Annotated in this window: 30 protein-coding genes; 20 read left to right on the top strand and 10 right to left on the bottom strand. The window is 54.2% G+C overall.

All coding sequences use genetic code 11. The features are described 5' to 3' along the window. The first annotated feature begins 1 nt into the window (after position 1). The 3 genes from Q371_RS15100 to Q371_RS15090 are packed head-to-tail and all read left to right on the top strand — an operon-like array spanning position 2 to position 2674. Positions 2-1306 (top strand): STM4012 family radical SAM protein, encoded by a 1305-nt coding sequence (locus Q371_RS15100; protein ID WP_245618356.1) that lies wholly within the window; start codon positions 2-4, stop codon positions 1304-1306. Beyond that, the gene (locus tag Q371_RS15095; RefSeq protein WP_034341868.1) at positions 1293-1823 is read left to right on the top strand and encodes an SMI1/KNR4 family protein; all 531 of its coding nucleotides are present in this window, start codon (positions 1293-1295) and stop codon (positions 1821-1823) included. Before Q371_RS15100 ends, Q371_RS15095 begins: the two co-directional genes overlap by 14 nt. Then, positions 1820-2674 carry an STM4011 family radical SAM protein gene (locus Q371_RS15090; protein ID WP_034341867.1) on the top strand — a complete coding sequence of 285 codons (855 nt, stop codon included), beginning with the start codon at positions 1820-1822 and terminating at the stop codon, positions 2672-2674. Before Q371_RS15095 ends, Q371_RS15090 begins: the two co-directional genes overlap by 4 nt. Before the next feature lie 55 nt (positions 2675-2729). Here Q371_RS15090 and Q371_RS15085 read toward each other — a convergent pair whose 3' ends face one another. Then, a complete protein-coding gene (locus tag Q371_RS15085) occupies positions 2730-3728 on the bottom strand; it encodes a DUF6745 domain-containing protein (protein ID WP_051964520.1) in 999 nt (332 codons plus the stop codon). Then, positions 3728-4027, bottom strand: a complete 300-nt coding sequence (locus Q371_RS15080; RefSeq protein ID WP_034341866.1) for a hypothetical protein — start codon at positions 4025-4027, stop codon at positions 3728-3730. The genes Q371_RS15085 and Q371_RS15080 overlap by 1 nt, the downstream gene beginning before the upstream one ends. 149 nt (positions 4028-4176) lie before the next feature. Here Q371_RS15080 and Q371_RS15075 point away from each other — a divergent pair, with 149 nt between their 5' ends. The 8 genes from Q371_RS15075 (at position 4177) to pgm (ending at position 10469) form a co-directional block, all read left to right on the top strand. Next, positions 4177-4926, top strand: coding sequence for a DUF4344 domain-containing metallopeptidase (locus Q371_RS15075; protein ID WP_051964518.1), 750 nt, complete (start codon positions 4177-4179; stop codon positions 4924-4926). Between the two features lie 302 nt (positions 4927-5228). Next, the gene (locus Q371_RS15070) at positions 5229-5777 is read left to right on the top strand and encodes a hypothetical protein (protein WP_034341865.1); all 549 of its coding nucleotides are present in this window, start codon (positions 5229-5231) and stop codon (positions 5775-5777) included. Between the two features lie 117 nt (positions 5778-5894). Next, entirely contained in the window at positions 5895-6212 is a 318-nt protein-coding gene (locus Q371_RS15065; protein ID WP_157442729.1) for a hypothetical protein, read from the top strand. Between the two features lie 110 nt (positions 6213-6322). Further along, a complete protein-coding gene (locus Q371_RS15060; protein WP_034341863.1) occupies positions 6323-7249 on the top strand; it encodes an alpha/beta hydrolase family protein in 927 nt (308 codons plus the stop codon). An 84-nt stretch (positions 7250-7333) separates the two neighbouring features. Beyond that, a complete protein-coding gene (locus Q371_RS15055; RefSeq protein WP_034341862.1) occupies positions 7334-7603 on the top strand; it encodes an autorepressor SdpR family transcription factor in 270 nt (89 codons plus the stop codon). Continuing rightward, the gene (locus tag Q371_RS15050) at positions 7600-8292 is read left to right on the top strand and encodes a DUF1648 domain-containing protein (RefSeq protein ID WP_034341861.1); all 693 of its coding nucleotides are present in this window, start codon (positions 7600-7602) and stop codon (positions 8290-8292) included. Before Q371_RS15055 ends, Q371_RS15050 begins: the two co-directional genes overlap by 4 nt. Positions 8293-8429: 137 nt before the next feature. Then, positions 8430-8696 carry a hypothetical protein gene (locus Q371_RS15045; protein WP_157442728.1) on the top strand — a complete coding sequence of 89 codons (267 nt, stop codon included), beginning with the start codon at positions 8430-8432 and terminating at the stop codon, positions 8694-8696. Between the two features lie 132 nt (positions 8697-8828). Next, positions 8829-10469, top strand: a complete 1641-nt coding sequence (gene pgm / locus Q371_RS15040; protein WP_034341859.1) for a phosphoglucomutase (alpha-D-glucose-1,6-bisphosphate-dependent) — start codon at positions 8829-8831, stop codon at positions 10467-10469. Positions 10470-10513: 44 nt separating this feature from the next. Here pgm and Q371_RS15035 read toward each other — a convergent pair whose 3' ends face one another. Both Q371_RS15035 and Q371_RS15030 read right to left on the bottom strand, forming a co-directional pair. Beyond that, positions 10514-10774, bottom strand: a complete 261-nt coding sequence (locus Q371_RS15035) for a hypothetical protein (RefSeq protein WP_034341858.1) — start codon at positions 10772-10774, stop codon at positions 10514-10516. Between the two features lie 82 nt (positions 10775-10856). Further along, a complete protein-coding gene (locus Q371_RS15030) occupies positions 10857-11381 on the bottom strand; it encodes an O-acetyl-ADP-ribose deacetylase (RefSeq protein ID WP_034341857.1) in 525 nt (174 codons plus the stop codon). Between the two features lie 274 nt (positions 11382-11655). Here Q371_RS15030 and Q371_RS15025 point away from each other — a divergent pair, with 274 nt between their 5' ends. From Q371_RS15025 to Q371_RS15000, 6 genes are all read left to right on the top strand, one after another. Further along, the gene (locus Q371_RS15025; protein WP_034341903.1) at positions 11656-12657 is read left to right on the top strand and encodes a TerC family protein; all 1002 of its coding nucleotides are present in this window, start codon (positions 11656-11658) and stop codon (positions 12655-12657) included. 68 nt (positions 12658-12725) lie between these two features. Beyond that, entirely contained in the window at positions 12726-13088 is a 363-nt protein-coding gene (locus tag Q371_RS15020) for a hypothetical protein (RefSeq protein WP_034341856.1), read from the top strand. A gap of 124 nt (positions 13089-13212) precedes the next feature. Beyond that, the gene (locus tag Q371_RS15015) at positions 13213-13710 is read left to right on the top strand and encodes a DinB family protein (RefSeq protein WP_051964514.1); all 498 of its coding nucleotides are present in this window, start codon (positions 13213-13215) and stop codon (positions 13708-13710) included. After that, positions 13707-14315, top strand: a complete 609-nt coding sequence (locus tag Q371_RS15010) for a TetR/AcrR family transcriptional regulator (RefSeq protein ID WP_034341855.1) — start codon at positions 13707-13709, stop codon at positions 14313-14315. The genes Q371_RS15015 and Q371_RS15010 overlap by 4 nt, the downstream gene beginning before the upstream one ends. A 59-nt stretch (positions 14316-14374) precedes the next feature. Beyond that, on the top strand, positions 14375-14764 hold the full coding sequence (locus tag Q371_RS15005; RefSeq protein ID WP_034341854.1) for a hypothetical protein: 390 nt from the start codon (positions 14375-14377) through the stop codon (positions 14762-14764). 1 nt (position 14765) lies between these two features. Beyond that, on the top strand, positions 14766-15050 hold the full coding sequence (locus Q371_RS15000) for a hypothetical protein (RefSeq protein ID WP_034341853.1): 285 nt from the start codon (positions 14766-14768) through the stop codon (positions 15048-15050). A gap of 52 nt (positions 15051-15102) precedes the next feature. On the opposite strand, the gene Q371_RS14995 is transcribed toward Q371_RS15000, so the two are convergent. From Q371_RS14995 to Q371_RS14980, 4 genes are all read right to left on the bottom strand, one after another. Further along, a complete protein-coding gene (locus Q371_RS14995) occupies positions 15103-15798 on the bottom strand; it encodes a GntR family transcriptional regulator (protein WP_034341852.1) in 696 nt (231 codons plus the stop codon). A gap of 522 nt (positions 15799-16320) precedes the next feature. Then, positions 16321-16554 carry a hypothetical protein gene (locus Q371_RS14990; RefSeq protein ID WP_034341851.1) on the bottom strand — a complete coding sequence of 78 codons (234 nt, stop codon included), beginning with the start codon at positions 16552-16554 and terminating at the stop codon, positions 16321-16323. A gap of 73 nt (positions 16555-16627) precedes the next feature. Next, positions 16628-17695 (bottom strand): glucose-1-phosphate thymidylyltransferase, encoded by a 1068-nt coding sequence (locus tag Q371_RS14985; protein WP_034341850.1) that lies wholly within the window; start codon positions 17693-17695, stop codon positions 16628-16630. After that, positions 17692-18612 carry a nitroreductase family protein gene (locus Q371_RS14980; protein WP_034341849.1) on the bottom strand — a complete coding sequence of 307 codons (921 nt, stop codon included), beginning with the start codon at positions 18610-18612 and terminating at the stop codon, positions 17692-17694. The genes Q371_RS14985 and Q371_RS14980 overlap by 4 nt, the downstream gene beginning before the upstream one ends. Before the next feature lie 164 nt (positions 18613-18776). Between Q371_RS14980 and pyrE the strand changes: the two genes are divergently transcribed. From pyrE to mqnB, 3 genes are all read left to right on the top strand, one after another. Further along, positions 18777-19343 carry an orotate phosphoribosyltransferase gene (pyrE, locus tag Q371_RS14975; RefSeq protein ID WP_034341848.1) on the top strand — a complete coding sequence of 189 codons (567 nt, stop codon included), beginning with the start codon at positions 18777-18779 and terminating at the stop codon, positions 19341-19343. Between the two features lie 92 nt (positions 19344-19435). Beyond that, positions 19436-20476, top strand: a complete 1041-nt coding sequence (locus tag Q371_RS14970; RefSeq protein ID WP_157442727.1) for a stage II sporulation protein M — start codon at positions 19436-19438, stop codon at positions 20474-20476. Position 20477: 1 nt separating this feature from the next. Continuing rightward, positions 20478-21113, top strand: coding sequence for a futalosine hydrolase (mqnB, locus tag Q371_RS14965; protein WP_034341847.1), 636 nt, complete (start codon positions 20478-20480; stop codon positions 21111-21113). A 53-nt stretch (positions 21114-21166) separates the two neighbouring features. On the opposite strand, the gene Q371_RS14960 is transcribed toward mqnB, so the two are convergent. Then, on the bottom strand, positions 21167-21982 hold the full coding sequence (locus tag Q371_RS14960) for a 1,4-dihydroxy-6-naphtoate synthase (protein ID WP_034341846.1): 816 nt from the start codon (positions 21980-21982) through the stop codon (positions 21167-21169). Between the two features lie 137 nt (positions 21983-22119). Further along, positions 22120-22435 (bottom strand): transposase (locus tag Q371_RS27770; RefSeq protein ID WP_034341845.1); only part of this gene is annotated, 316 nt, incomplete at its 5' end.

The raw sequence follows: 22435 nt of genomic DNA, 5'->3' as shown, positions 1-22435 counted from the left end.
CTTGAAAAACCTGCTAGACAACAAAAATCCTTATCTGGGCTATACCTATGCGTATCCGCACAAAACCGCTTACCGTGCTCTTGATCCCTTGTCCCTTCAAGAGGTGTGGTCTCTTCAGGACCAGAGCCAGCTTTTTCTGTACCTGCACATTCCTTTTTGTGAAATGCGCTGTGGTTTTTGCAACCTGTTCACCACGGTCAATGCGCCCAAACCTCTGGAAAAGGCCTATCTGGACACCCTCGAATTGCAAGCCAGAATCACCAGAGAGGCCCTTCCAGAGGCAAAGTTTTCGCGGTTTGCTCTGGGCGGAGGCACCCCCACTTATCTGGAGCCTCAGGATCTGGAAAGGCTGTTTGGGATTGCGCACATCTTTGGTCTGGACCTGCCCAAGGTGCCCACCAGCATTGAAACCAGTCCAGCCACAGTCACACCTGACCGTTTGAAGGTGCTGTCTGACCACCATGTGAACCGGATCAGCATGGGGGTCCAGAGTTTCATCGAGCAGGAGGTCAAATCGGTGGGGCGCAGTCAGGACAACCGGACGGTGCATCAGGCCCTCGGGCACATCCGGGAGGCGGGCATTCCGGTGCTGAACCTCGACCTGATTTATGGCCTGTCCCACCAGACCCCGGAAAGCTGGCTTCATTCCCTGAAAACCACTCTGGAATACAGCCCAGAGGAGGTTTTTCTCTATCCGCTCTATGTGCGCCCCCTGACGGGCATTGGTCGTGCTGGACGCACATGGGAAGACGAGCGTTTGGAACTCTACCGCATTGGACGGGATTTCTTGCGCTCGAATGGCTACGAGCAGGTCAGCATGCGTTTTTTCAGAAAGCCTGTGCAGAACACAGAAGGTCCGGTTTACTGTTGTCAGGAGGATGGGATGGTCGGGCTCGGGTGTGGGGCACGTTCCTATACCGCTCAGGTGCATTACTCCAGCGAATATGCAGTGGGCCAGAGTGGGGTCAGGGAAATCCTCTGGGATTACGTTCAGCGTGATGCAGGCTCTTTTCAAAACATCCAGTACGGCATCCTGCTGGATCAGGACACCCGCCAGAGGCGCTTCATTTTGCAGTCGATTCTGCATGCCTCTGGCCTGCGGAAAAGCCAGTACCACAGGCAATTTGGCACAGACTTCCTGCAAGCCTATCCCCAGTTGCAAGAACTGCTGGATCTCGGACTCGCGCAGGAGGATGGAGACCTCTGGACCCTCACCGATGGAGGGTTTGAACAGTCCGACCTGATTGGCCCATGGCTTTATGCCGACCACATCCGCAAGGAGATGGAAACTTATGCTTTGCGCTGACCTGCTTGAACGTCTAAAGGTGCGGGCTCTGGACCCCAAGTCCGCCACCGACCAGCACCTTGATGAAGGCTGGGATCCACCGTTCAGCCATGTGGCGAGCCCTCCTGTCACACCAGAGCGGTTTGCAGAACTGGAAAGGGAACTCGGATTTGCTTTGCCAGAGGCGTTCCAGCAAGTGTACACACAGGTGGGCGATGGGAATTTTGGACCGGGTTATGGGTTGCTGCCCCTCAAGGACCACAGGTACACCTCCACCTCTGAAAACGTGGTGGTTTTGCACGAGCAGATGACCGAACACGATTGGTCCGAGCACCTTCTGTTGTTTTGCTACTGGGGTTGCGACATTTACTCGGTGCTGAACGTGAACACCGGACAGGTCGGCATTCTGGGCCTCGACACTTGCGAAGAGGGAACCCCTCCAGAAGAGGTGGTCCTCTGGCAAACCGAATCTTTGCAGGAATGGCTGGAAAACTGGCTGGAGGGCAAAGACCTGTTCTTTGATCTGGACGAACCATGAAATTGTCGGTGCTGTACAGAGGGGCTCTGGAAACCTGCAACTACGATTGCAGTTACTGCCCTTTTGCCAAACGAACCGAAACCCCAGAGAAACGCTTGCAGGACACAGAAAGTTTGCAGAAATTCTTAAACTGGGTCAAGCAAGAAACGGCTGTGCAATTCAGCATTTTTTTCACCCCTTGGGGAGAAGCCCTGCCCATTGCGCGTTACCAGAGGGCCATCACCGAACTGTCCCACTTGCCCCATGTGGAAAAAGTGGCGATGCAAACCAACCTGAGCGCCAGACTGGATTTCTTGCAAGATGCAGACCGCTCCAGAGTGGCCCTCTGGTGCACTTACCATCCTTCGCAGGTGTCCAGAGCAAGGTTTGTGCAGCAGTGCCAGACGCTGTTGGAGCAAGAGGTGCGTTTCAGCGTGGGGGTGGTTGGAAAACCTTCCCACTTTGAAGAAATCCAGAGGCTCAGACAGGATTTGCCAGAGCAGGTGTACCTCTGGGTGAATGCTTACCAGAGGGGAGCACAAATTTACCCTTATTCGCCAGAGCAAAGGGAATTCCTGAAAGCATTGGACCCTTTTTTTGAGCACAACACAGTGCGGTATGCGAGCCGGGGCAAAGCCTGTTTCGCTGGAGAAACAGTCATCACCATTGATGAGCACGGAGACATCCGCAGGTGCCATTTTGTGGATCAGGTGCTCGGGAACATCCATGATCCTGATTGGAAATCTGCTTTGCAGCCCAGACTTTGCAGCAGGGGTTTTTGCGATTGCCACATTGGCTACGTGCACCTCAAGGAACTGGAACTGTATTCGGTGTATCAGGATGGCGTGCTGGAAAGAATTCCTGTTTTGTGAAGGCAGGGAGCAAAAAAAGAAGGCGAGAAAACCTCGCCTTCTTTTTTTGCCATGCTCAGGTTTCCATGACCGGTTGATACAGGGTGGGATCATCAAATCCGGCCAGCCAAGCCGCAGCCTGATGGGCGGTCTGCATGGTGGGAGGCACCCGGATCACGTAATTGCGATCTGTGGAAGGGCAGATCACCCAGAGGGCCACCAGATCCTCGTCGTCTTGCATGGGGACTTTCAGCAGTTTTCGGGGACCGCCGGTGTCCCGGTCTTCATCCAGAATCTGGGCATGCACTTCTGAAAGGAACTTCTCGTAGCCCATGCGTTCCAGTTTGACGCGCCTCAGTTCGGCGTTGGGGGTCTCCAGCACCTCTTGCCCGGTGATGCTTTCTGGATCGAAAGCCACTCTGGCCTCAATGGCGACCCCTTTCCAGCGCAAAGGCACCTGACTGTGGTGGGGCAGGGAAGTGATTCCGCTGTCTGCAAGGTCCAGCCATCCACTGATCTTCAGGGTTTCAGGCAAGGCATTCAGGCTTTCACAGCCCCTCAGGTCAAGCCGTGCCACCCTGGTCAGCCATGCAGGCAGGTGGGTGAGGCGTCTGCACCCTGTGAGCACCACATGCCCCCCGAGCACCCTTGCAGATTCAGGGAGGCTTTCCAGCAGGCTGCATCCGCTGACATCCAGAAAGAACACCTCCAGCTTTTCTGGAAGGCTTTGCAGGCGCACACAGTCCCTGAGGACCAGAGACCCCACTTTCAAACCCTCTGGCAGGCTGTGCAGGTTGGTGCATCCTTCCAGATCCAGTTTGATTTGCACCTGCAGGCTTGCAGGGAGGTGGGTCAGGTGGGTGTGGCTTGCCAGCAAGGTTTTGACCTTCAGGCCCTCTGGCAGGCTGTGGAGGTTCTGGCATTCCTGCACCAGCAGGGTATCGCAAGTCAGGTCAATGGGAAGGGTTTTCAGGTGTTTGTTGCCCTTGAAATCCAGTGTTCCATGCACGACCATGCCCTCTGGGGCTTTGCCAGACAGAATCAGGGATTGTGCTTCTTGAGCCGAAACCCGCATCAGTCGCGGACCCTCACGATGGCTTTGGGGGTGTACTCGCGCTGCATCCAGCTTTTGTAAAAGCCTCTGGGCAAGGGGATGGTGTGGTGTTCCTCGTGGATCAGGTGGGCCACATCTGTTTTGACTTCAATGTAAATTTCGCCGTTCAGTTGCCAGAGCTGGACCGTTTCAGGGTCCTGAATGCGGTGGCTGTGCCCGGTCAGTTCACCACGGGCCAGAATGGTGCCGGGGCGCTCTGTGGCTTGCTCGGGCAGTTTGGGGATGAGGTGGACCAATACATCTCCGTGACGGTAAAGCATGAAAACCTCCGAAAAATCAAATCTTTATTTAGTATATAACAGAATTGGCTGGGTTGCCAGCATGGAACGTTGCAACAGGCAGAGGTGCAAGACACAGTTTTTGCTTCTCCAACACACCTTTTGGGCCTCAGATTCTTTATGATGGCTGTATGTTGCAAAGGTGGAAAGGTTTGCTGGTTTTGTTGGCGTTTTCTCTGGGCTCAGCCTCAGCCCAACTGGTTCTGACGTTTGACAAAGGGGCCACCAAAGACCACCAGAGCGTTGCACAGGTGCTCAGCAAAAGCCAGTACCTGAAAGACACCGCAAAGTTTTTCAACGATCGAATCAAATTTCCCAGAAAGCTGCCCATCCGTTTTCTGACCTGCAAAGAAGACAATGCTTTTTACGACCCTGATCTGCGTGAAATCCAGATGTGCTACGAACTGATTGAAGGGTACAGCAAACTGGAAGACACTTCAGACCGCGAAGACAAGTACCTGAATGCCACAGTTTTCACCCTGCTGCACGAACTGGGACATGGCCTGATTGATCAACTCAGGCTTCCAGCCACAGGTCGCGAAGAAGATGCTGTAGACCAGTTTGCCACGCTGGCTTTGCTGGCTCTGGAAGATGAACAGGCCATTTTTTCAGGCATTGGTCAGTTTTTGTCTGACGCAGAGCAGGAAGCCGAAGACGAACTGGACTACTCTGGCGCGCACTCTTTCAGCATGCAGCGGATGTATGCCATGACCTGTCTGGTGTATGGCAGCAACACCCGCCGTTTCAAGACACTGCCCAAAGAATATGACCTTCCCAGAGAGCGTTCTGAAGAATGCAAGGAAGAGCATGACGATGCCCAGTACGCCTGGAACACCATCCTCAAACCCCACCTGAAAAACCCCTCCAAAAAGATTTTTTAGGTTGAACAAGGTCCACTTTTTGCTTCTCATCTGAGTGCTTTTTGATGTTCTGATCGATGTTTTTCCATGATAAATTGATCATCCAAAAGCAATGATTCTCATGCCCACAGATGCTACAATGTTCAAGTTGCCCGGGATGTGGGCCATCCCAGAGGGCTTTCCAACCTCAACCCAAGCAGAACCAGCACCCCGAGATTCGATGTTCACTCTGGTTCTGTCTTTCTGAACTCTCCGAAACACTGGACGCCAGACCATTCAAGACAGGTGGTTCAATCCTGCCTGTGTCAAGTCAAGGAGAAAACATGTCTTTCAATCCCCAATGGAACACACAGGAGCATCTCGATGCTGTGATGCAACTGCTGGAACGTCAGGAATCCGCCACCACCGAAGAGATCCGCAAAGTGCTGGGCTGCCCTGCAGTGGCCGCACACGGGGTCATGGAAGAACTCATTGCGCAGGGCTTTGTGCAAACCGCAGGCAAAACCAGTTCCGTGCGGTACATGAAACGGGCTTTTGACCATGACATGGACCTCGTGCGAGAAGAGTGGTTCGAGATGCTCAAAAACTGGTTTGCCGGGGGCAAATCCGAAAGCCATTTCAGTGTGGCTTCTCAATTGAACCTGCCTCCCAGAGAAGTCAAAGCCACCCTGGAAGAGATGCGCAGACAGGGAATGCTGTTCGGAAAATTCGTGGGCAGCATGTGCATTTACGCATTGCGTGAACGCGGAACCACCCGTCAGGTCTCGGGAATCGAACTGGAAAACATGACCAGCACCACCAGAAAAAAGCGCAATGAGGCGATGCAGTCTCCATCCACCCGACCCGCCATGCCCAGAGGACTCAGAAACTGAGTTCTCTTTTTTGGATCCATTTGCAGCACATTTGACCGAAGTGTGCTGCTTTTCTTTTTACCCTGAAAGGCAGGCCAGATGTCTTTTCGTTTTGCAGGTGCCTCTCAGGAGGACAAAATGCACACCCCATCCCATGCACAGGTTCAAGAAGGCCAGATCAATGGCATTCCTGTGTTCGGTCAAATCAAAATGCTGGGTGCTCCCGGCAAAGTCACCGCCATTTATGGTGACATCCACACCCTTTCTGAAGCCGATCGGACAAAATTGCTGGCTCTGGATCACCTGACCTTTGAAGGCATGTGTTGTGATGGGGAAGGCCAGATGCAGAACATTGTCCTGCCGATCCAGTGGGCCAGCGTTCAGCAGGAAATGTTGTCTTTTTGTGGTCTGGTGCACAGCGAAGAACGCTGGATTCTGCAACATCTCGGGCGTTGAACACCAGAGGCCAGCTCTGCGAAATGGCCTATTTCGCAATTTCCCGAAATATGTGCTACCATAATTTCGTTGATTCGCTAATTAGCGAAATACCGAAAAAGGAGACACCCATGACCCGAGCCATCCTGATGACCCTTGCCCTGACCAGCACTGCTTTCGCCGCCACCGAAAACCTGACCCTTGCTGCACCCACGGCAACCCTCAAAGGCACCTTGCTTCTGCCAGAAGGCCAAGGCCCTTTCCCTGTGGCCCTGATCATTGCAGGCTCTGGACCCACCGACCGGGATGGGAACAACCCTCTGGCTGGAAAAAACAACAGTCTGAAAATGCTTGCGGAAGGACTTGCAGAAAAAGGCATTGCCTCTTTGCGCTACGACAAACGGGGCATCGGAGAGAGTGCCATTCCCAACCTCAAAGAAGAAGACCAGAGCTTCGATGACTTTGTGCAGGATGCCAGCAACTGGCTGGACCTCCTCAAAAAAGACCAGAGGTTCAACCGGCATTTCATCCTCGGGCACAGCGAAGGGGCTTTAATCGGTCTGGCTGTGGCCAAACAGAACCCGGTGGACCGTTATGTTTCGATTGCTGGAACAGGCATCAACGCTGCAGACCTCCTCCTGCAACAGCTCAAACCCCAACTGCCCGAGCCTCTGTTTCAGAAGAGTGCAGACCTGATTGACCTTCTGAAAGCAGGGAAGACCGGACCGGTGCCTGATCCTGCTCTGGCCGCCCTGTTCCGCCCCTCGGTTCAGCCGTACCTGATTTCATGGTTCAAGTACGATCCTGCACAACTTCTTGCAGGGCTGAGAACCCCCACCCTGATTGTGCAGGGGGACCGTGACCTGCAAGTGGGGGTTCAGAATGCCGAAATCCTTCAAAAGGCCAAACCCGATGCACAGGTCCTGATGGTGCCCACCATGAACCACGTTCTGAAATCTGCCCCTCAGGATCCACAGGGCAACCTTGCCACTTACAGCAATCCAGACCTTCCTCTGGCCGATGGTTTGCTGCAGGGTATCGTAGAATTCTTGAAGTGAGGGATTTTTTGGGTGCTGGAGGCCCTGCCCTCTGGCACCCAACCCCCAAAGATGCTTTTCAATCCCGTGATGCCGTGGTGACCCATGAATGAAGTCTTCAAAGCCCTGTCTGACCCCACCCGCCGGGAAATCCTGCGGGTCCTGCGCGACAGTCCCAAAACCGCTGGTGAGCTGGCCGAACTTTTTCCTCTGGCCAAAAGCACCCTTTCCGGGCACTTCAATGTGCTGAAAGCCGCCGGACTGGTTCGCACAGAAAAAGAAGGCACCACCATCACCTATCACCTGAACGCCACCGTGATGCAAGATGCGCTGACACACATCATGGGCTTCTTCAAAGTGGGAGACGGTTTATGAACAACCTCAAAGCAGATCTCTGGGCCTGGCTGATTTTTGTGCTGGTGTGGGGTTACATCGTTTACAACTTCAACGCCCTGCCAGAGCGGGTCCCGGTCCATTTCAACATCCAAGGTGAGCCCGACCGGTTTGGTCATCCCTCCGAAGTGTTCATCTCTCTGGTGACCATGCTGCCCTATTTCTTCCTGCTGTTTTTGAACCCGGCCAACATGGGCATCAAAGGAGAACAGAACCAGCAGAACTTTGCCCAGACCCAGCAGTACGCCCGCATTTTGCTGATTTTGCTGCCTTCCAGCATTGCTCTGGGACAGGTGCTGAATTGGCAGGGCATGCTGGACCAGAACGGCACCATGAAAGTGATTTTCACCATGGTCGGGGTGTTCCTGACCCTGATGGGCAACGTGGCTCCCAGAGTCCCACGCAACACCGTGTCAGGTTTCAGGACGGCCTACACCCTGCGCAGTGACCGCGCCTGGTATGAAATCAACCGCAAATCCGCTTACCTGATGACCGCCTGCGGATGCCTGATCGTGATTCTGACCTGGATTTTGCCCGGAACCACCCCCATTTTTGGATTGCTGGCAAGCATTGTTGCCATGCTGCTGGGCCTGTTCTTCCTGAACCGTAGGGCCAGAGTGCTCTGGGAGCAGGATCCCAAAAGGGTGCCTCTGGAAGAACAGCCTTTTTGAACTGAAACAACACACTTTTCCTGTTCTGAACCAGAGCCACAAAGGCTCTGGTTGGTTTTTGGCTGGCTTTGGGATCGGGGTTTTTATGGATGTGCCAGATGCAGAGGCCATTTATTGTGGGGTGGGAGGTGATGGCAATGGAAAATCCATTGTTGAATTGGGGTCTTTGGATGTGGGGCGGCATCATGCTCAGTGCTGTTCTGGGTTGGATCAACAGAAAGTGGTTGTTTCTGCTCAGGGGAATGTATCTGGTGACAGGTGTTTCAGGCCTGATTTTGTTGATGTACAGGTTTTTCGTGACACAGGGAAACATGGAACTGGACGGAGACATGTACCTGTTGCTCGTGATGATCCTGATGGGCTTCACTGCATTGCAGCAACAGCAAAGGTCTAGAAAACCCTGATTTGCTGGACCCCATGCAAAAGGCAAATGCCCAGATTGGAGAACGACCTGCATGCTGTCTTCTGTTAAACTCGGCTGAGAAGCTGCCAGAGTCGGCAGTGAAAGCATGATTTTTTGAATTTCAGGAGGCAACATGGCGCTGCATGAACTGGCTGGCAAACCCGCCCCCCACAACATTCTGGTCAACATTCCCCGTCTGGTGAGCAGTTATTACTCCGTCAAACCCGATCCCCAGAACCCTGCACAGAGGGTGGGTTTCGGAACCAGCGGTCACCGTGGAACCTCTTTCAATGGCACCTTCAACGAAAACCACATTCTGGCGGTTTCACAAGCCGTGGCAGAATACCGTGCAGAACAAGGCATCACTGGCCCCCTGTTCATTGGGATGGACAGCCACGCCCTTTCTGAGGCTGCATGGATCACCGCTCTGGAAGTGTTGCTGGCCAATGGGGTGGATGTGCAAGTGGACAAAGGCCGCGGTTACACCCCCACTCCTCTGGTCTCCCATGCCATTCTGAACCACAACAAAGGCCGCACCGAAAGTCTGGCAGACGGCATTGTGATCACCCCAAGTCACAACCCTCCTCAGGACGGAGGATTCAAATACAATCCCCCCTCTGGTGGGCCTGCAGACACCAACATCACCAAAGTGGTTCAGGAACGGGCCAACCAGCTTCTGGAAAACGGTCTGGATGGGGTCAAGCGCATCTCTTTTGAAGAGGCTTTCAAAGCTGCAACCCCTTTTGACTTTGTGACCCCTTATGTTGAGCAACTGAAAGAAGTCATTGACATCGATGCCATCAAACAGGCAGGTGTGAAGATCGGCGTGGATCCTCTGGGAGGGGCCAGTCTGGAAACCTGGCAGGTCATCCGGGACCATTACGGTCTGGACCTCACCATCGTCAATGAGCGCATTGATGCGAACTTCAGTTTCATGACCGTGGACAAAGACGGCAAAATCCGCATGGACTGCTCCAGCCCTTATGCGATGGCCTCTTTGATCGGACTCAAAGACCAGTTTGACATTGCCATTGGCAACGACCCGGATGCGGACCGCCACGGCATTGTCACCCGGGATGGCATCATGAACCCCAACCATTATCTGGCCGTGTGCATTTCTTACCTGTACCAGCACCGCGATTGGAACGCAGACATGGGTGTGGGCAAAACACTGGTGTCCAGCAGCATCATTGACCGGGTGGTTGCCGCTCTGGGCAAGAAACTGGTTGAGGTGCCTGTGGGCTTCAAATACTTTGTGGATGGCCTGCAAGGGGGCACCATTGGCTTTGGTGGTGAGGAGAGCGCCGGAGCCTCTTTCCAGCGTTTTGATGGCTCTGCATGGTCCACAGACAAAGATGGCATCATTCTGGGATTGCTGGCCGCGGAAATCTTGGCCAAGACAGGCAAAAGCCCCTCTGAGCACTACCGGGATCTGGAAGCCCAGTTTGGGGCCACCGCCTACTCCCGCATGGATGCAGAAGCCAATGCTGCCCAGAAGAAAGTGCTCTCCAACCTGTCTCCAGAGCTGGTGACGGCCACCACTCTGGCCGGAGAACCCATTCTGGCCAAACTGACCCGTGCTCCCGGCAACAACGAACCCATCGGTGGTCTGAAAGTGGTCACCGAGAATGCGTGGTTTGCTGCCCGTCCCAGCGGAACCGAAGACGTGTACAAAATCTATGCCGAGTCCTTCAAAGGCCCCGAGCACCTGCAACAGGTGATGACCGAAGCCAGAGAAGTGGTTGGTGCTGCATTCAAAGCTGCAGGTCTGTGAATCCTGTCTGAAAAGCGAAATCCTCCCGCAAGGGAGGATTTGTTTTAGAGTTCGATCACCACTTCAGGGTCGTTTCGGGCGATGCGCTCCATGTAGTCCTGCAGGATTTTGATGGCTTCGGTTTCGTTGATGCCTTGCAGTCCACGTTGTTTTTTCAGGGAATGGACTTTGTTGTCTTTGGTGATGGCAATCAACTCAATGGCGTTTTCTTTGGGAAAGGCGGCGGCGCGGAAGCCCATCAGGGTGTCTACACTCAGGTAGTGCATTCCGGTAGTGCTGCTTTCGATCTTGATGAATTTGCCCATGTGTTACAGTATGCACTTTTTTACATTCGTTTTACATTCCAGCTGCCTATGAAACCTGTTTTTTCCGTGAACATTCCTGCAATCACAGGCTTTTGAGCTCCATTTTCTGTACCGAGTGCTGATACACCTCAAAGTCTTTGTCACTGAAACAAACAAAAACCACTTGCTCTGGCAGTGGATGGGTTTGCAAAAAGCTGTGCACTGTTTCAAGGGCAATCTGGGTGGCCCTTTCCAGAGGGAACCGGTAAATTCCTGTGCTGATGGCCGGGAAAGCCACGGTTTTCAGCTGGTGTTGGGCTGCAAGTTCCAGACTTTTCTGGTAACAGGAAGCCAGCAGTTCATCCTCATGGTTTTGCCCTCCATTCCAGACAGGTCCAACGGTGTGGATCACGTGTTTGGCAGGCAAGCGGTATCCTCTGGTGATTTTGGCCTGCCCGGTTTTGCAGCCATGCAGGTTGCGGCACTCCAGAGCCAACTCTGGTCCTGCAGCACGGTGGATGGCTCCATCCACGCCCCCTCCACCCAGAAAACTGCTGTTGGCTGCATTGACGATGGCATCCACCTCCAATCGGGTGATGTCTCCTTGGTGCAGCAAAATGCGTTCCATGGGTACAGCTTATCCGATGGCGCTGAAGCAAGGCTTTTGATTCTGGATTCTCAACTTCGTAATCTGGTCTACGAACTGGACACCGTCAAATGTGCTACCTTGTTTTTTAATTCAGGGGGAGTAGCGACCACACTTGTGGTTGTGTTTATCGTCAATACGGCACCACAGGTGACCCGGTAAATGCAGAAAACAGCGAGACTCTGAGCAGACTTGTCGTGGTTTGCTCAGAGTTTCTGTCGTTTTTGCAAACCACCAGTCGGAAAGTGAGTCTCCTGTGACCGAACTTCTCGCTCTGACCTATCTTGGTAAACCCGTGTGGATCTGGGCCATGTTCATTGCCCTCGTCCTGACCTTGTTGGCCTTTGATTTGGGTGTGCTCAGCAAAAAGCACAAAAACAAAGAAATCAGTGTGGCAGAAAGCCTCAAACTCTCTGCGTTTTACATTGCCATCGCCATTGCATACGGTGGATTCATCTGGTGGTATCTGGGTCAAGACGCTGCTCTGGCGTACTACACCGGATTTGCCGTCGAGAAAAGTCTGGCGCTGGACAACATTTTTGTGATCTCCCTGATCTTCAGCTATCTGGCCATCCCGAGGCAGTACCAGCACCGGGTCTTGTTCTGGGGCATTCTGGGCGTGATTGTGCTCCGGGCCATCATGATCGGTCTGGGTGCTGCTCTGGTCAGCAACTTTGACTGGGTGCTCTACATTTTCGGTGCGTTCTTGCTGCTCACCGGCATCAAGATGCTCAAAAACAAAGACGAAGAAACCAGCATCGAAGACAACAAATTCCTGCAGTGGGTGCAAAAACGCATCAAAGTCACCCCCACTTTGCACGGTGAAAAATTCTTTGTGACCCAGAAAGACCCTCGCTCTGGCAAAATGATGCGCTTCGCCACCCCCTTGTTCCTCGCTCTGGTGATGGTGGAATTTGCCGACATCATCTTTGCTGTGGACAGCATCCCTGCGATCTTCGCCATCACACAGGACCCCTTTATTGTGTACACCTCCAACATCTTCGCCATTCTGGGTTTGCGTGCCCTGTACTTCGCTCTGGCCGCCATGGTCAACCGCTTTGAGTACCTGAAATATGCGCTGGCTCTGGTGCTGGTGTTCATCGGGGCCAAGATTTTCTACAACCAGATTTTCGGCAAGATGGACCCTGCCATCTCCCTGACCGTGACCCTCGGCCTCCTCGCAGGTGGGGTGATCTTCTCGATGATCAAAACCCGCAACGACGAGAAAAAAGCCCTGTCCAGCTCTGGAAGCAAGTGATTGAGATGTCAACCCAATCCCGCGAATTGCGGTGTGGTTTGCATGAAAGAAGTCCCACAGGAGGAAGCATGAGGCACCTGAAAGTTCAGCATTTCAGTCCCCGCTTGTCCAAGGCCACCCCCTGCGTTTTCGATTTCGATGTGTATTTCAGTCCGGGCCGCTTTGAGGTGAGCATCTACCTGCACGATCCACAAGGCAAAGCCGCTCCAGAGTTGCACCACGTGCTCAACCAGTTTTACCGCCATGAGTTGTTCAGGCACCTGTTGCCCGTCAGCACCTTGCAGTGGTATTACCTGGGACCTTCCGGAAAGTGGATCAAGGTCCATCTGGAGGGGTTGCCGGGTGGGTATCTGTCTGCAAGTGTGCAGCACACAGAGCATGTGTTGTTGCTTCCATGGCAGAACAACACCGACAACATGCAGGCCCAGTAACACAGCTTTCGTCCCCTCTCAAGTGCTTCAAAAGACCCATCAGGCAAGGATGGGTCTTTTGCTTTTGGAGTTTCTGCCGAAGTTGGGGATTTACAAACCGACCAGTCGGTCTTAAAATGTTTCCATGCTTGCTGAAAAAACCTTTCTCTCCAAACTGGGCACCTCTGGCCCTGAAGTCATTGCCCGTCTGCATCAGGAGATTGCACGCTATCAGGATGCAGCCCTGCAACAACAGGACCACTGGCTGCACCCCAGAGCAGAAGGTGCATGGTCTCCAGCACAGATCACTGAACATGTGATTCTGATTTCCAGAGCCATGTCCCGGGTGCTCTTGGCCTTTCAGATGCCAGAGTTTCCAGATTTCCCGCGTGCAAAAGGGGAGATGAAAAACGGAAAAATGCAAAGCCCACCTTACGGCCTTCCCACAGAAGGAAAAAGCTGGGAAGATCTGCATGAGGACTGGACCAAAACCCACATCCGCCTGATTCAGGCTGCAGAAGGGGTCCAGAACTGGCAGGATTCACGCACCTTCACCCACCCATTCTTTGGTGAATTGACGGTGCTGGAATGGCTGCAAATGGCCACCTACCACCTGATCCACCACCGCAGACAACTGGCATGAACAACCGCGTCAAAAAGGGCGAACAGACCCGCCAGCACATCATTGAACGGTCTGCGCCCATCTTCAACACCCGAGGGTTTTCTGGAACCAGCATTCAGGAGATCCTCAAGGAAACCGGTCTTGAAAAAGGCGGCCTCTACAACCACTTCAAAAGCAAGGATGAACTGGCTCTGGAGGCGTTCAACCATGCGGTGGCATTGCTGTCTGTGGCCCACCGTGAAGCCCAGCAGGGAAAACATGGGGTCTTTGAGCGCTTGGAGGCCATTTTTGATGTCGTCATGCGCTCTGCCACCGATCAGATTTTGCCCGGAGGTTGCCCAATCATGAATGTCTCTGTGGAAGCAGACGATACCCATCCTGTGCTCCTTGAGCGGGCCAGAGAGGCCGCTCTGGAGTTGCAGCAGTTCATGGGGCGGGTGCTGGCTTCGGGCATCCGTAAAGGCGAACTGAAGGCCACACTGGACCCCGAAGGCACGGCTCGGGTCATGTTCGCTCTCTTTGAAGGAGGCATTTTGCTGACCCGTTTGCATGGGAATGTGCGTTACCTGCACGATGCAAGGCAACACATGCTGGGTTTGCTTCAGGGACACCTTCAGGAACGCTGAATCCCCATCCCGTTGCAAGCGCTACAGGCGAAAAGGTCCAATGCTCCTATACTGGAGGCGTGGAAACCCGACAGCAACCTTCCCAGAAAGAATTCAGCCAGCGTGGGTTTGAATTGGATGCCCATCTGAAATTCTCCACTGAACTCACCCGAGCCCATGCCGAAGAGGCCATCAAAGGCTGGGGCAACCTGAGGGTCACCTTCTATGGTGAGCCAGATGCAGTGCGTGCTGTGCGCCTGACCGGAGACATCGAACGGGATCAGGCCCGCGAAGAACTTCGCAAAGGCCTGGAAAGCGGACTCCTCAGAGGAGCAGAACTGGGCTTCCGGGCTTTTCTGCGCAGCGAGAAGTCTTTTGAATTCATGCCATGGTTGAAAAACCGCATTCTGAAAGTCTCTGACCTGGAACTGGTGGACTTTTGGGACGGCATCAAATACATTCTGGAGTGATATGGTCCCACCCACCGTTACTGTCACCGTGTTGCAGGCCGTGCAGTCTGCGTTCAAACGCGCCGAGAAAACCGGACGCACCCAGCAGATCGAACTGGGCACTGACCTCTATGCCCGGATTTCTGTGGCAGGAAGCCGCAAATTCTTGCTTTTCCAACTGGAAGGCACCCCCGAGGAAGAACTGGGCCATGCCCTTGCACAGGCTCTGGGTTTCAAAGATTATGCTCTGGGCTGGCATCAGGGGGCCACGCTGAAAAGCCTGACCGTTGAAGAAAAACCAGCCTGAAACAGGAAATGCCCCTCTGAAACCAGAGGGGCACTGTTCTTTGTTGATGGGTTTAAGGTTCGAAGCTGTCCTGGAAGGCGTAACGGTCGCCACGCACCCAGTAGTTCACGTAAGCCACTCGGGTGGGGCCACTGTAGGTGGTGCGCCTGAGCAAGAAAGCTGCGGTTCCCACGGGCACACGCAGCAGTTCGGCTTCTTCCTGACGGAGGTTGACGGCTTCCAGACTCTGTTCCACGCGGGTGAGCGGAATCCCGAGCTTCTCAACGAGCACTTCGTGGATGGACTCCACGGCAAGGTTGTGCTTGAGGAGGTCTCCGGCCATGCGGAAGTTGATGTAGCGCTTCTCGATCACCAGAGGCTCGTCTCCGGCAGTTCTGAGGCGGTGAATGAAGATGATGGGTTCGCCAGCCGGGATCTGCAGCACCACGCCCATTTCTGGGGTGGCGTCCAGCACGCGGGCCTGCAGGATGCGGGTGTGGGTTTCTGCCCCTCTGGCCCATTCGCGGAAAGGACGGATGCGGAACACCCCCTGACGGAAGCGTTTTCCGGTGGGGAAGGTGCCTGCCCCCTGAATGCGGTAAACATAGCCCTCGCGTTCGAGTTCATCGATGGCCCGGCGTGCAGTCATGCGGGAGACATCAAATTCTTTGGCCAGCAGGGGTTCGCTGGGGAGGGGGATGCCTTCGGGGTAGTAGCTGCTGAGCAGTCGCTCCTTGAGCGTCGCTTTGATCAGGGGGTATTTGGCCACAGGGAACAACCTCCACGTCGGGGGTAGGGCTAGGGGTTTGCTGCGGATGGTCCTTGAGCAGTGGGCGGGCGAACAACCGGGAAGCTGTAAAAGGTATACAACTTGTATGGTTATTTTACATACTTCACATGATTTGTGTCAAAGCTACGCTATTGCTTGTTTCGGTAACATGGCTCTATTTTGCGAAAAACCACGATGGAAACTGTGAAAACGGAATTGGTGTAACACAGGGGGTTACTGTTTTGCCCATCCCCTCATGAAATTTTGCTGACATGGGGGTGCTGCATGGACTTGCAACTGAAGTATATCTGAGAAACCATCACTTTCAAAATGAAAACGATTCAAAGGAAAGAAAACCCGAGTCCTGAAAGCCTTTTTCGGCTTCAGCAACCTCCCAGAGGGCACAAGGTCAATCACGTGGTCTGGAGCCATGCAAACGGTCACGGTTTTTCGGCTTTCGGAGGGGTGGGCCAACAAAAACACCCCATCTGTTGAGAATGGGGTGCAAGGTATGGAGAAAAATCAGGCCTGGGCGGTGGGGACACGCATGGTTTGGGCTTGTGTTTGAGCTGCCTGTCCGGCTTGTGCTCCAAAGACCCAGGAAAGTTTCAACATCAGGAGCAGGGTGTCCCTGTCTCCAGATTGCATCAACTCTTGCACGTACTCGGGGACGCCTTCAGGCAGAGGCATGTCACGCAGGGCTTCGCCGTACTGCGCTTTGAGGCGTTCCATGGCTTCACGGAATTCCAGTGTCATGCAAGTATCTTAACACAACCACACTCAAGGAATGTGCTTTGGAATCTATTCAGCTCACCTCAAAGCCAGAGGCTCACTGCACGCTGAGGTCTAGCACACTGGCGTCTGACAGGATGAAACGGTGCGCTCTGGGCACCCCCGTTTTGCCTTTGATCTGGGCTCGCAGGCCAAGCAGACACTCTTGCAAACGCACATCCACGTTTTCGATGACCACCTCGGCATCGATCACGCTGTATTCCACTTCTGAATTGCAGATGCGGCTTTTTTGACCAATGCTGGTGAAGGGACCCACATAAGCGTTTTCAATGACCACGTCTTTGCCAATCAAGGCAGGACCCATCACAATGCTGTTGCGAACCACAGCCCCCTCTTCGATGACCACGCGCCCAGTGATGCGGGAATCATGCACTTCGCCCTGCACCTGAGGCTCAAGGTCTTCCAGCAAAAGGCGGTTGGCATCGATCAGGTCGTAGGGTTTGCCAGTGTCTTTCCACCAACCCTGAACCTGCTCACCAATCACCTTCTGGCCCGAGTGGATCAGTTCGGCAATGGCATCGGTGATTTCGTACTCGCCTCGGGCACTGGGTTTGAGGTGTTCCAGAATGTTCATGATGCCAGGCTTGAAGCAGTAGACGCCTGCCACGGCAAGGTTGCTCGGGGGCACTTTGGGTTTTTCCACCAGTTGGGTGATTTGCCCCGCTTCGTTCAGCACCGCCACCCCGAAAGAACTGGGGTTTTCCACCTCAACCAGAGCAATCACGGCATCTGCCTGTGTGGCTTTGAAACGCTCCACGTAGGTGGTGATGCCATTTCCAAACAGGTTGTCTCCGAGGTACACACAGAAATCATCCTGACCCACAAAATCTCTGGCCATTTTGACGGCATGTCCCAGCCCGAGGGTTTCCCCCTGATGGATGTAAGTGATGTTGACGCCGGGCGTGCCATTGATGGCTTCTTCAATGTCTTTGCGGGTCAGGCCCGAGACGATGATCCCAATGTCGGTGATGCCTGCTGCCATCAGGTTCTCAATGGCAAACAGGATGATGGGTTTGTTGGCAACCTTCAAAACAGGTTTGGGTCGGGTGTAAGTGAGGGGGCGAAGTCGGGTGCCAAGGCCTGCAGCAGGAATGATGGCTTTCATTCAGTGGGCTCCTTTGATGCTTCCATTAAAGCATTCTTGAGGGCTTCGGTCAGGGTGTTTCCATCACCACGGTGGGCCAGATGCCCCTGATCAATCCAGGCTTCAAGCCCTCCAGACTTCTTCTGGCGCACCACCAACTCTGGATATCCTGCCTGCACTGCTTCTCTGAACAAATGGTCTGCGCTGGACACATGGGAAAAACCCTGTGCTTCGAGCACCTGACGAAGCAACACTTCTCTGGCTTCCATGGATCCCCCCTCAGCAAAGTAACGGCTGAGGGTCAGGCCCCAATCCCCTCTGGCAGTGATGGGGGCCATGTCGTTCAAGCCTTTTTCCAGCAAGGCCACATCCGGTTTCTGGTAGGTGTTTTCGTGGACCACCAGAGCACGCTCCAGACGTGGACGGTGTTTGGGCTCCTCGTCTGGAACACCCATGGTCAGGGCTGCAAATGGAAACACCCCCTCTGGCAGGTCCAGCAGCTCAGTGATGGCAGGCAGGTTGTTCATCACGCCGCCAATCCAGCACCCCATGTATCCGAGCATTTCGGCGGCAATCAGCATGTTTTGGGCGGCCATGACAGCATCCCCCACAGCGAAATGCACGGCCACAGCAGGCCAGTTGCCGGGCATGTATCCTCGGGTTTTCAGCAACTGGTTCAAGCGGTGGATGTCTGCACACACCACAAAGCTTTCGCTGGCGGTCCCGATGTGGGCATTGTTCGTCAGGTCTGCCATCTTTTGCCGAACTTCAGGATCAGTCAGGCGAATCAGTGTGTACATCTGGGCGGTGGCATCGGTGGGCGCACGCTGGGCTGCATACAGGATGGCATCCAGATGGTCCTCTGGCATGGGCACATTTTTGTACTTGCGCACGGTCCAGTGTTGGGCAAAGAAATGTTTCACATCTGCAGGGTTCATGCAAGCAGTTATACCAGCTCTGTTTGAGAGAAATGTGGTTGACAAGGGGACACGGGTGTAAACCGCACACCAATTTTGTTTGAAGAAACAGCCTCTGGAGGGCAACGTACAGATTTGAGTGAACGAGTCGGCGTTTTTCAGGGCTTCGTGTATAGAATGGACGCATGGACGTCTTGCAAACCTACAAGTTTTACGGCGCCTTCCACGAGGGGCATTTCCTGCTGGCCTCTGGACGCCACTCTCCATACTTCCTGCAATCCACCACCGTGCTGCAACACCCCATTGCCGCCGACCAGTTTGGTGAAGACCTCGGCAACAAAGTCCGCCATGCTGGATGGCAACCCAGCTTCGTGATCGGTCCGGCCATGGGCGGTGTGGTTCTTGCTTATGTGACGGCCCGTCAGCTGGGCACCCGTGCCATCTTCGCAGAAAAAGACGGTCAGGGGGGCATGAAAATCCGCGAAGCTTTCGGTGAAAGTTTCAACGGCCAGAGTTTCATTGCCGTCGAAGATGTGATCACCACCGGAGGCAGCGTGCTCAAAGCCGTGCGTGCCGCCGAAGCCATGGGCGCAAAATGCCTCGGGATTGCCTGCATCATTGACCGACGCAAGAACCCCGAAGAACTGCTCGAAGGCCACAAAGTGGTGTCCCTGACCCAGCTTTACTTCGACACCTACCTGCCCGATCAGCTGCCCGAGTGGCTGGCTGCCCGTCCTTTGCAGGAGATCTGAGCAAGCAGCAAACCCTTGCTGGACAACCCAAACCCCTGAAACTGGAGCTTGCAAGACAGGCTCCGGTTTTTTGATGTGACACAATACCAGACATGAAACGTTGGATGGCGATGCTTTTGTCTTTGTTTTTTTGCGTGGCTCTGGCCCAGACCCCCGAGGCCAGACAGACGGCAGATCAGGCGGTGCAGGGGTGGGTGCAGGGAAAATACCGCATTCAGCCAGATCAGGTGGGCAACACCCGTGAGGTGGTGCTGCGTTTCCTGCGCTTCCAACAGGCTGTTCCTGTGGAAAAAGTGGACATTCAGAAAGGACAATACGTTTCTGCCCAGCAGGACAAAGAACTGTATGTTTACCCTCTGGAAGGCAATGTGAAAGGCAATGTCCTGATTGAAGTGCAGAAAGACGCCTCAGGCTGGCAAGCCCGCAGTGTTCGCACCACCTTGCAGAACGTGGGCATTCCCAGTTGGCTGAAAGGCCCAGCTTTTGTGTGGGGATTCACCCTGATCAGCGTGGTGTTTTTGCTCGGAATGGTGTTCCCAACCCCCATCCGCAAAGGTTTTGTGCACGCCTGGAAAGTGGCCCTCAGGCCAGAGTACCGGGTGTGGTTCTGGACCCCCCAGGTGCTTTTGTACGGCAGTTTTCTGTTCGGGATGTTTTCTGCATATCAGGATCCAGAGTTGGCCCGTGAGTTGCAGGCGTATCTGGGTTCCACCTTGACCTCGACGGGCATTCAGCAGTTCATGGGTGCTGGCGTGATGACCCTTGCTACGGGCATCACCCTCTGGAATTTTTTCAGTGGGGCAGTGCTGACCACCTTCCTGCCCGGCCTGTTTTTCGGGTTTCCAGCGGTGTTGTTCAACCTCTTGCGGTTTTCGGTTTTGGGGATCGGTTTGTCTCCTGCTTTGATTCCGATGTCCAGTTTCATTCCACACATTCCGGTGATGGTGCTGGAATTGCAGGCCTACATTTTTGTGGCTTCGTTTGCCGTGGTGACCCTGATTCGCATGTTCAAAGAAGGCTTTGGCAAAGCCCTCAAAGAATATCCCTTGAGCCTTCTGGTGGCCTTCGTGTTCCTGCTGCTGGGCAACTGGTACGAAGCCTTCGAACTGCTGTACCTGATTCCGAGGTCCTGACGTGAACATTTTGCTTGTGGTGGCAACAGAAGGGGAAGCCCTGTTTTTTGGTGCTCTTGTGGCAGAAGTGGCGGTCACCGGGATTGGTGCAGTCAATGCCGCTCTGGGCACCTTGCAGGCGGCCAGTGGATCCAGACCCGATTTGATCATCAATGTGGGAATTGCCGGAGCCTTCCCCCAGGGTTCCCTCCAGATCGGTGATGTGGTGGTGTCCAGCCAGATCACGTATGCCTCGATGGGCGCAGAAAACAGCAATGGCAGCTTTCTGGACCTGCGCACCCTCGGGTTTCCTTTGCACGGCACGTTTTACAACCAGTTGCCCGTCTGGTCACAGGCTGCACAGGTGGCTGAAATGCTGAACCTTCCAGCAGGGGAGATGCTTACTGTGGACACAGCAACAGGCACACAGACCTCTCTGGAACGCCTGCAATCCTGCCACCCCGAGGCCCTGACTGAAGGCATGGAGGGGGCAGGTGTGGCAATGGCGGGTCTCAGGCTGGATGTGCCTGTGCTGGAGGTGCGTGGGATCAGCAACATGGTGGGACCCAGAGACCGGGAAAGCTGGAAGATTCCTCTGGCCCTCAAGAACTGCCGGGAGGCTCTGGACAGACTGCTGGCTGTGGTGCAGGACTTCTGACGGTTCTGCTCAGAACCCACAAATCACAATCCACAAACATGAATTCACAAACTTCAATCCACGAACAGGGGCAGGCTGGAAGGACGGATCACCCCTGCCTTTTCCAATCTGGAAAACAACTCCTGAACGGCCCTTTCCCCCTCAGGACCCACATCCAGAGAAAAAGGGTTCACGTACAGGTCGATGTGGGCCTGCATCACCTGATCGCTCATTTCCAGCGCATGTTGACGGATGTAGGCTTTGGGCTCCTCAGGATGGCTGTAAGCGTATTCCAGACTGCTCCTGACGGCTGCATTCAGTTCGCTCTGGAGTTGGGTGGGCAGATCACGGCGCACCAGAATGGCCCCCAGAGGCAAAGGAAGCCCGGTTTGCTCCTCCCACCATGCCCCCAGATCCAGATGCTTTTGCAGCCCGTGATCGGGATAAGTGAAGCGGCTTTCGTGGATGATCAGACCTGCATCGATGTCCCCTTTTTCCACAGCAGGCATGATCTGGTCATAACGCATCCGTATGATGTGGGCCTCTGGTGCATACAGCTTGAGCAGGCTCTCGGCGGTGGTCAGGGCACCCGGCGAAGCGATGGTTTTGCCGTTCAGGTGGGCCAGAGGGGCACGGGTCACAATCAAAGGCCCCACCCCTCGTCCCAAAGCCCCTCCAGAGCGCAAGGCAATGTATTGTTCTCTGACTTCGGCATAGGCGCGGTAACTGATTTTGGTGATTTGCAGTTTCTGCTGCAAAGCCCACTGGTTGAGGGTTTCCACATCCTCCAGCACCTCGCGGATGGGCTCTGGGGTGGCAATCCGTCCGTGGGTCAGGGCATAGAAGATGAAGGTGTCGTTGGGGCAAAAACTGTATCCGAGGTCGAACATGGGGTCATTTTAACCCCCATGTCTGGATCAGAACTTTCGAATTGCACATTGTCTTTGGTTCAAGTGAACCGTTTACAGTGGACGTTACACAGCAAAAGCCTTGCTCAGACAGGATCAGGCTTTCCAAGCTATGCCGTTTAGGGGTGGGCAAATCTGAGGTTGTGTGCTAGAAAAGCAAATGCCAGTCGGGTTTTTAGCGTCCTGAGCGTCTTCACCTGACTGCTCCTCAGCCCCACTCGCACCACCCATGAAAAAGCCCTTTCGATGCTCACCCGGAGTTTCCCATACTCAGGCTTCCAACGCACATCCACCACTTTGGCATTTTTCTTCGGTGGGGTGATGATCCCCGGCGATACGTAAGCCTTATCCCCAATGATTTTCGGACACCCAAAGTCGGCCCACCGGGCATTGAGCTTCTTGGCACCCGTAAAATCATGTTCATTGGCAGGCAAA

The organism is Deinococcus misasensis DSM 22328 (genome assembly GCF_000745915.1).
GTDB lineage: Bacteria > Deinococcota > Deinococci > Deinococcales > Deinococcaceae > Deinococcus_C > Deinococcus_C misasensis.
This window is presented reverse-complemented; position numbering and strand designations above follow the sequence as displayed.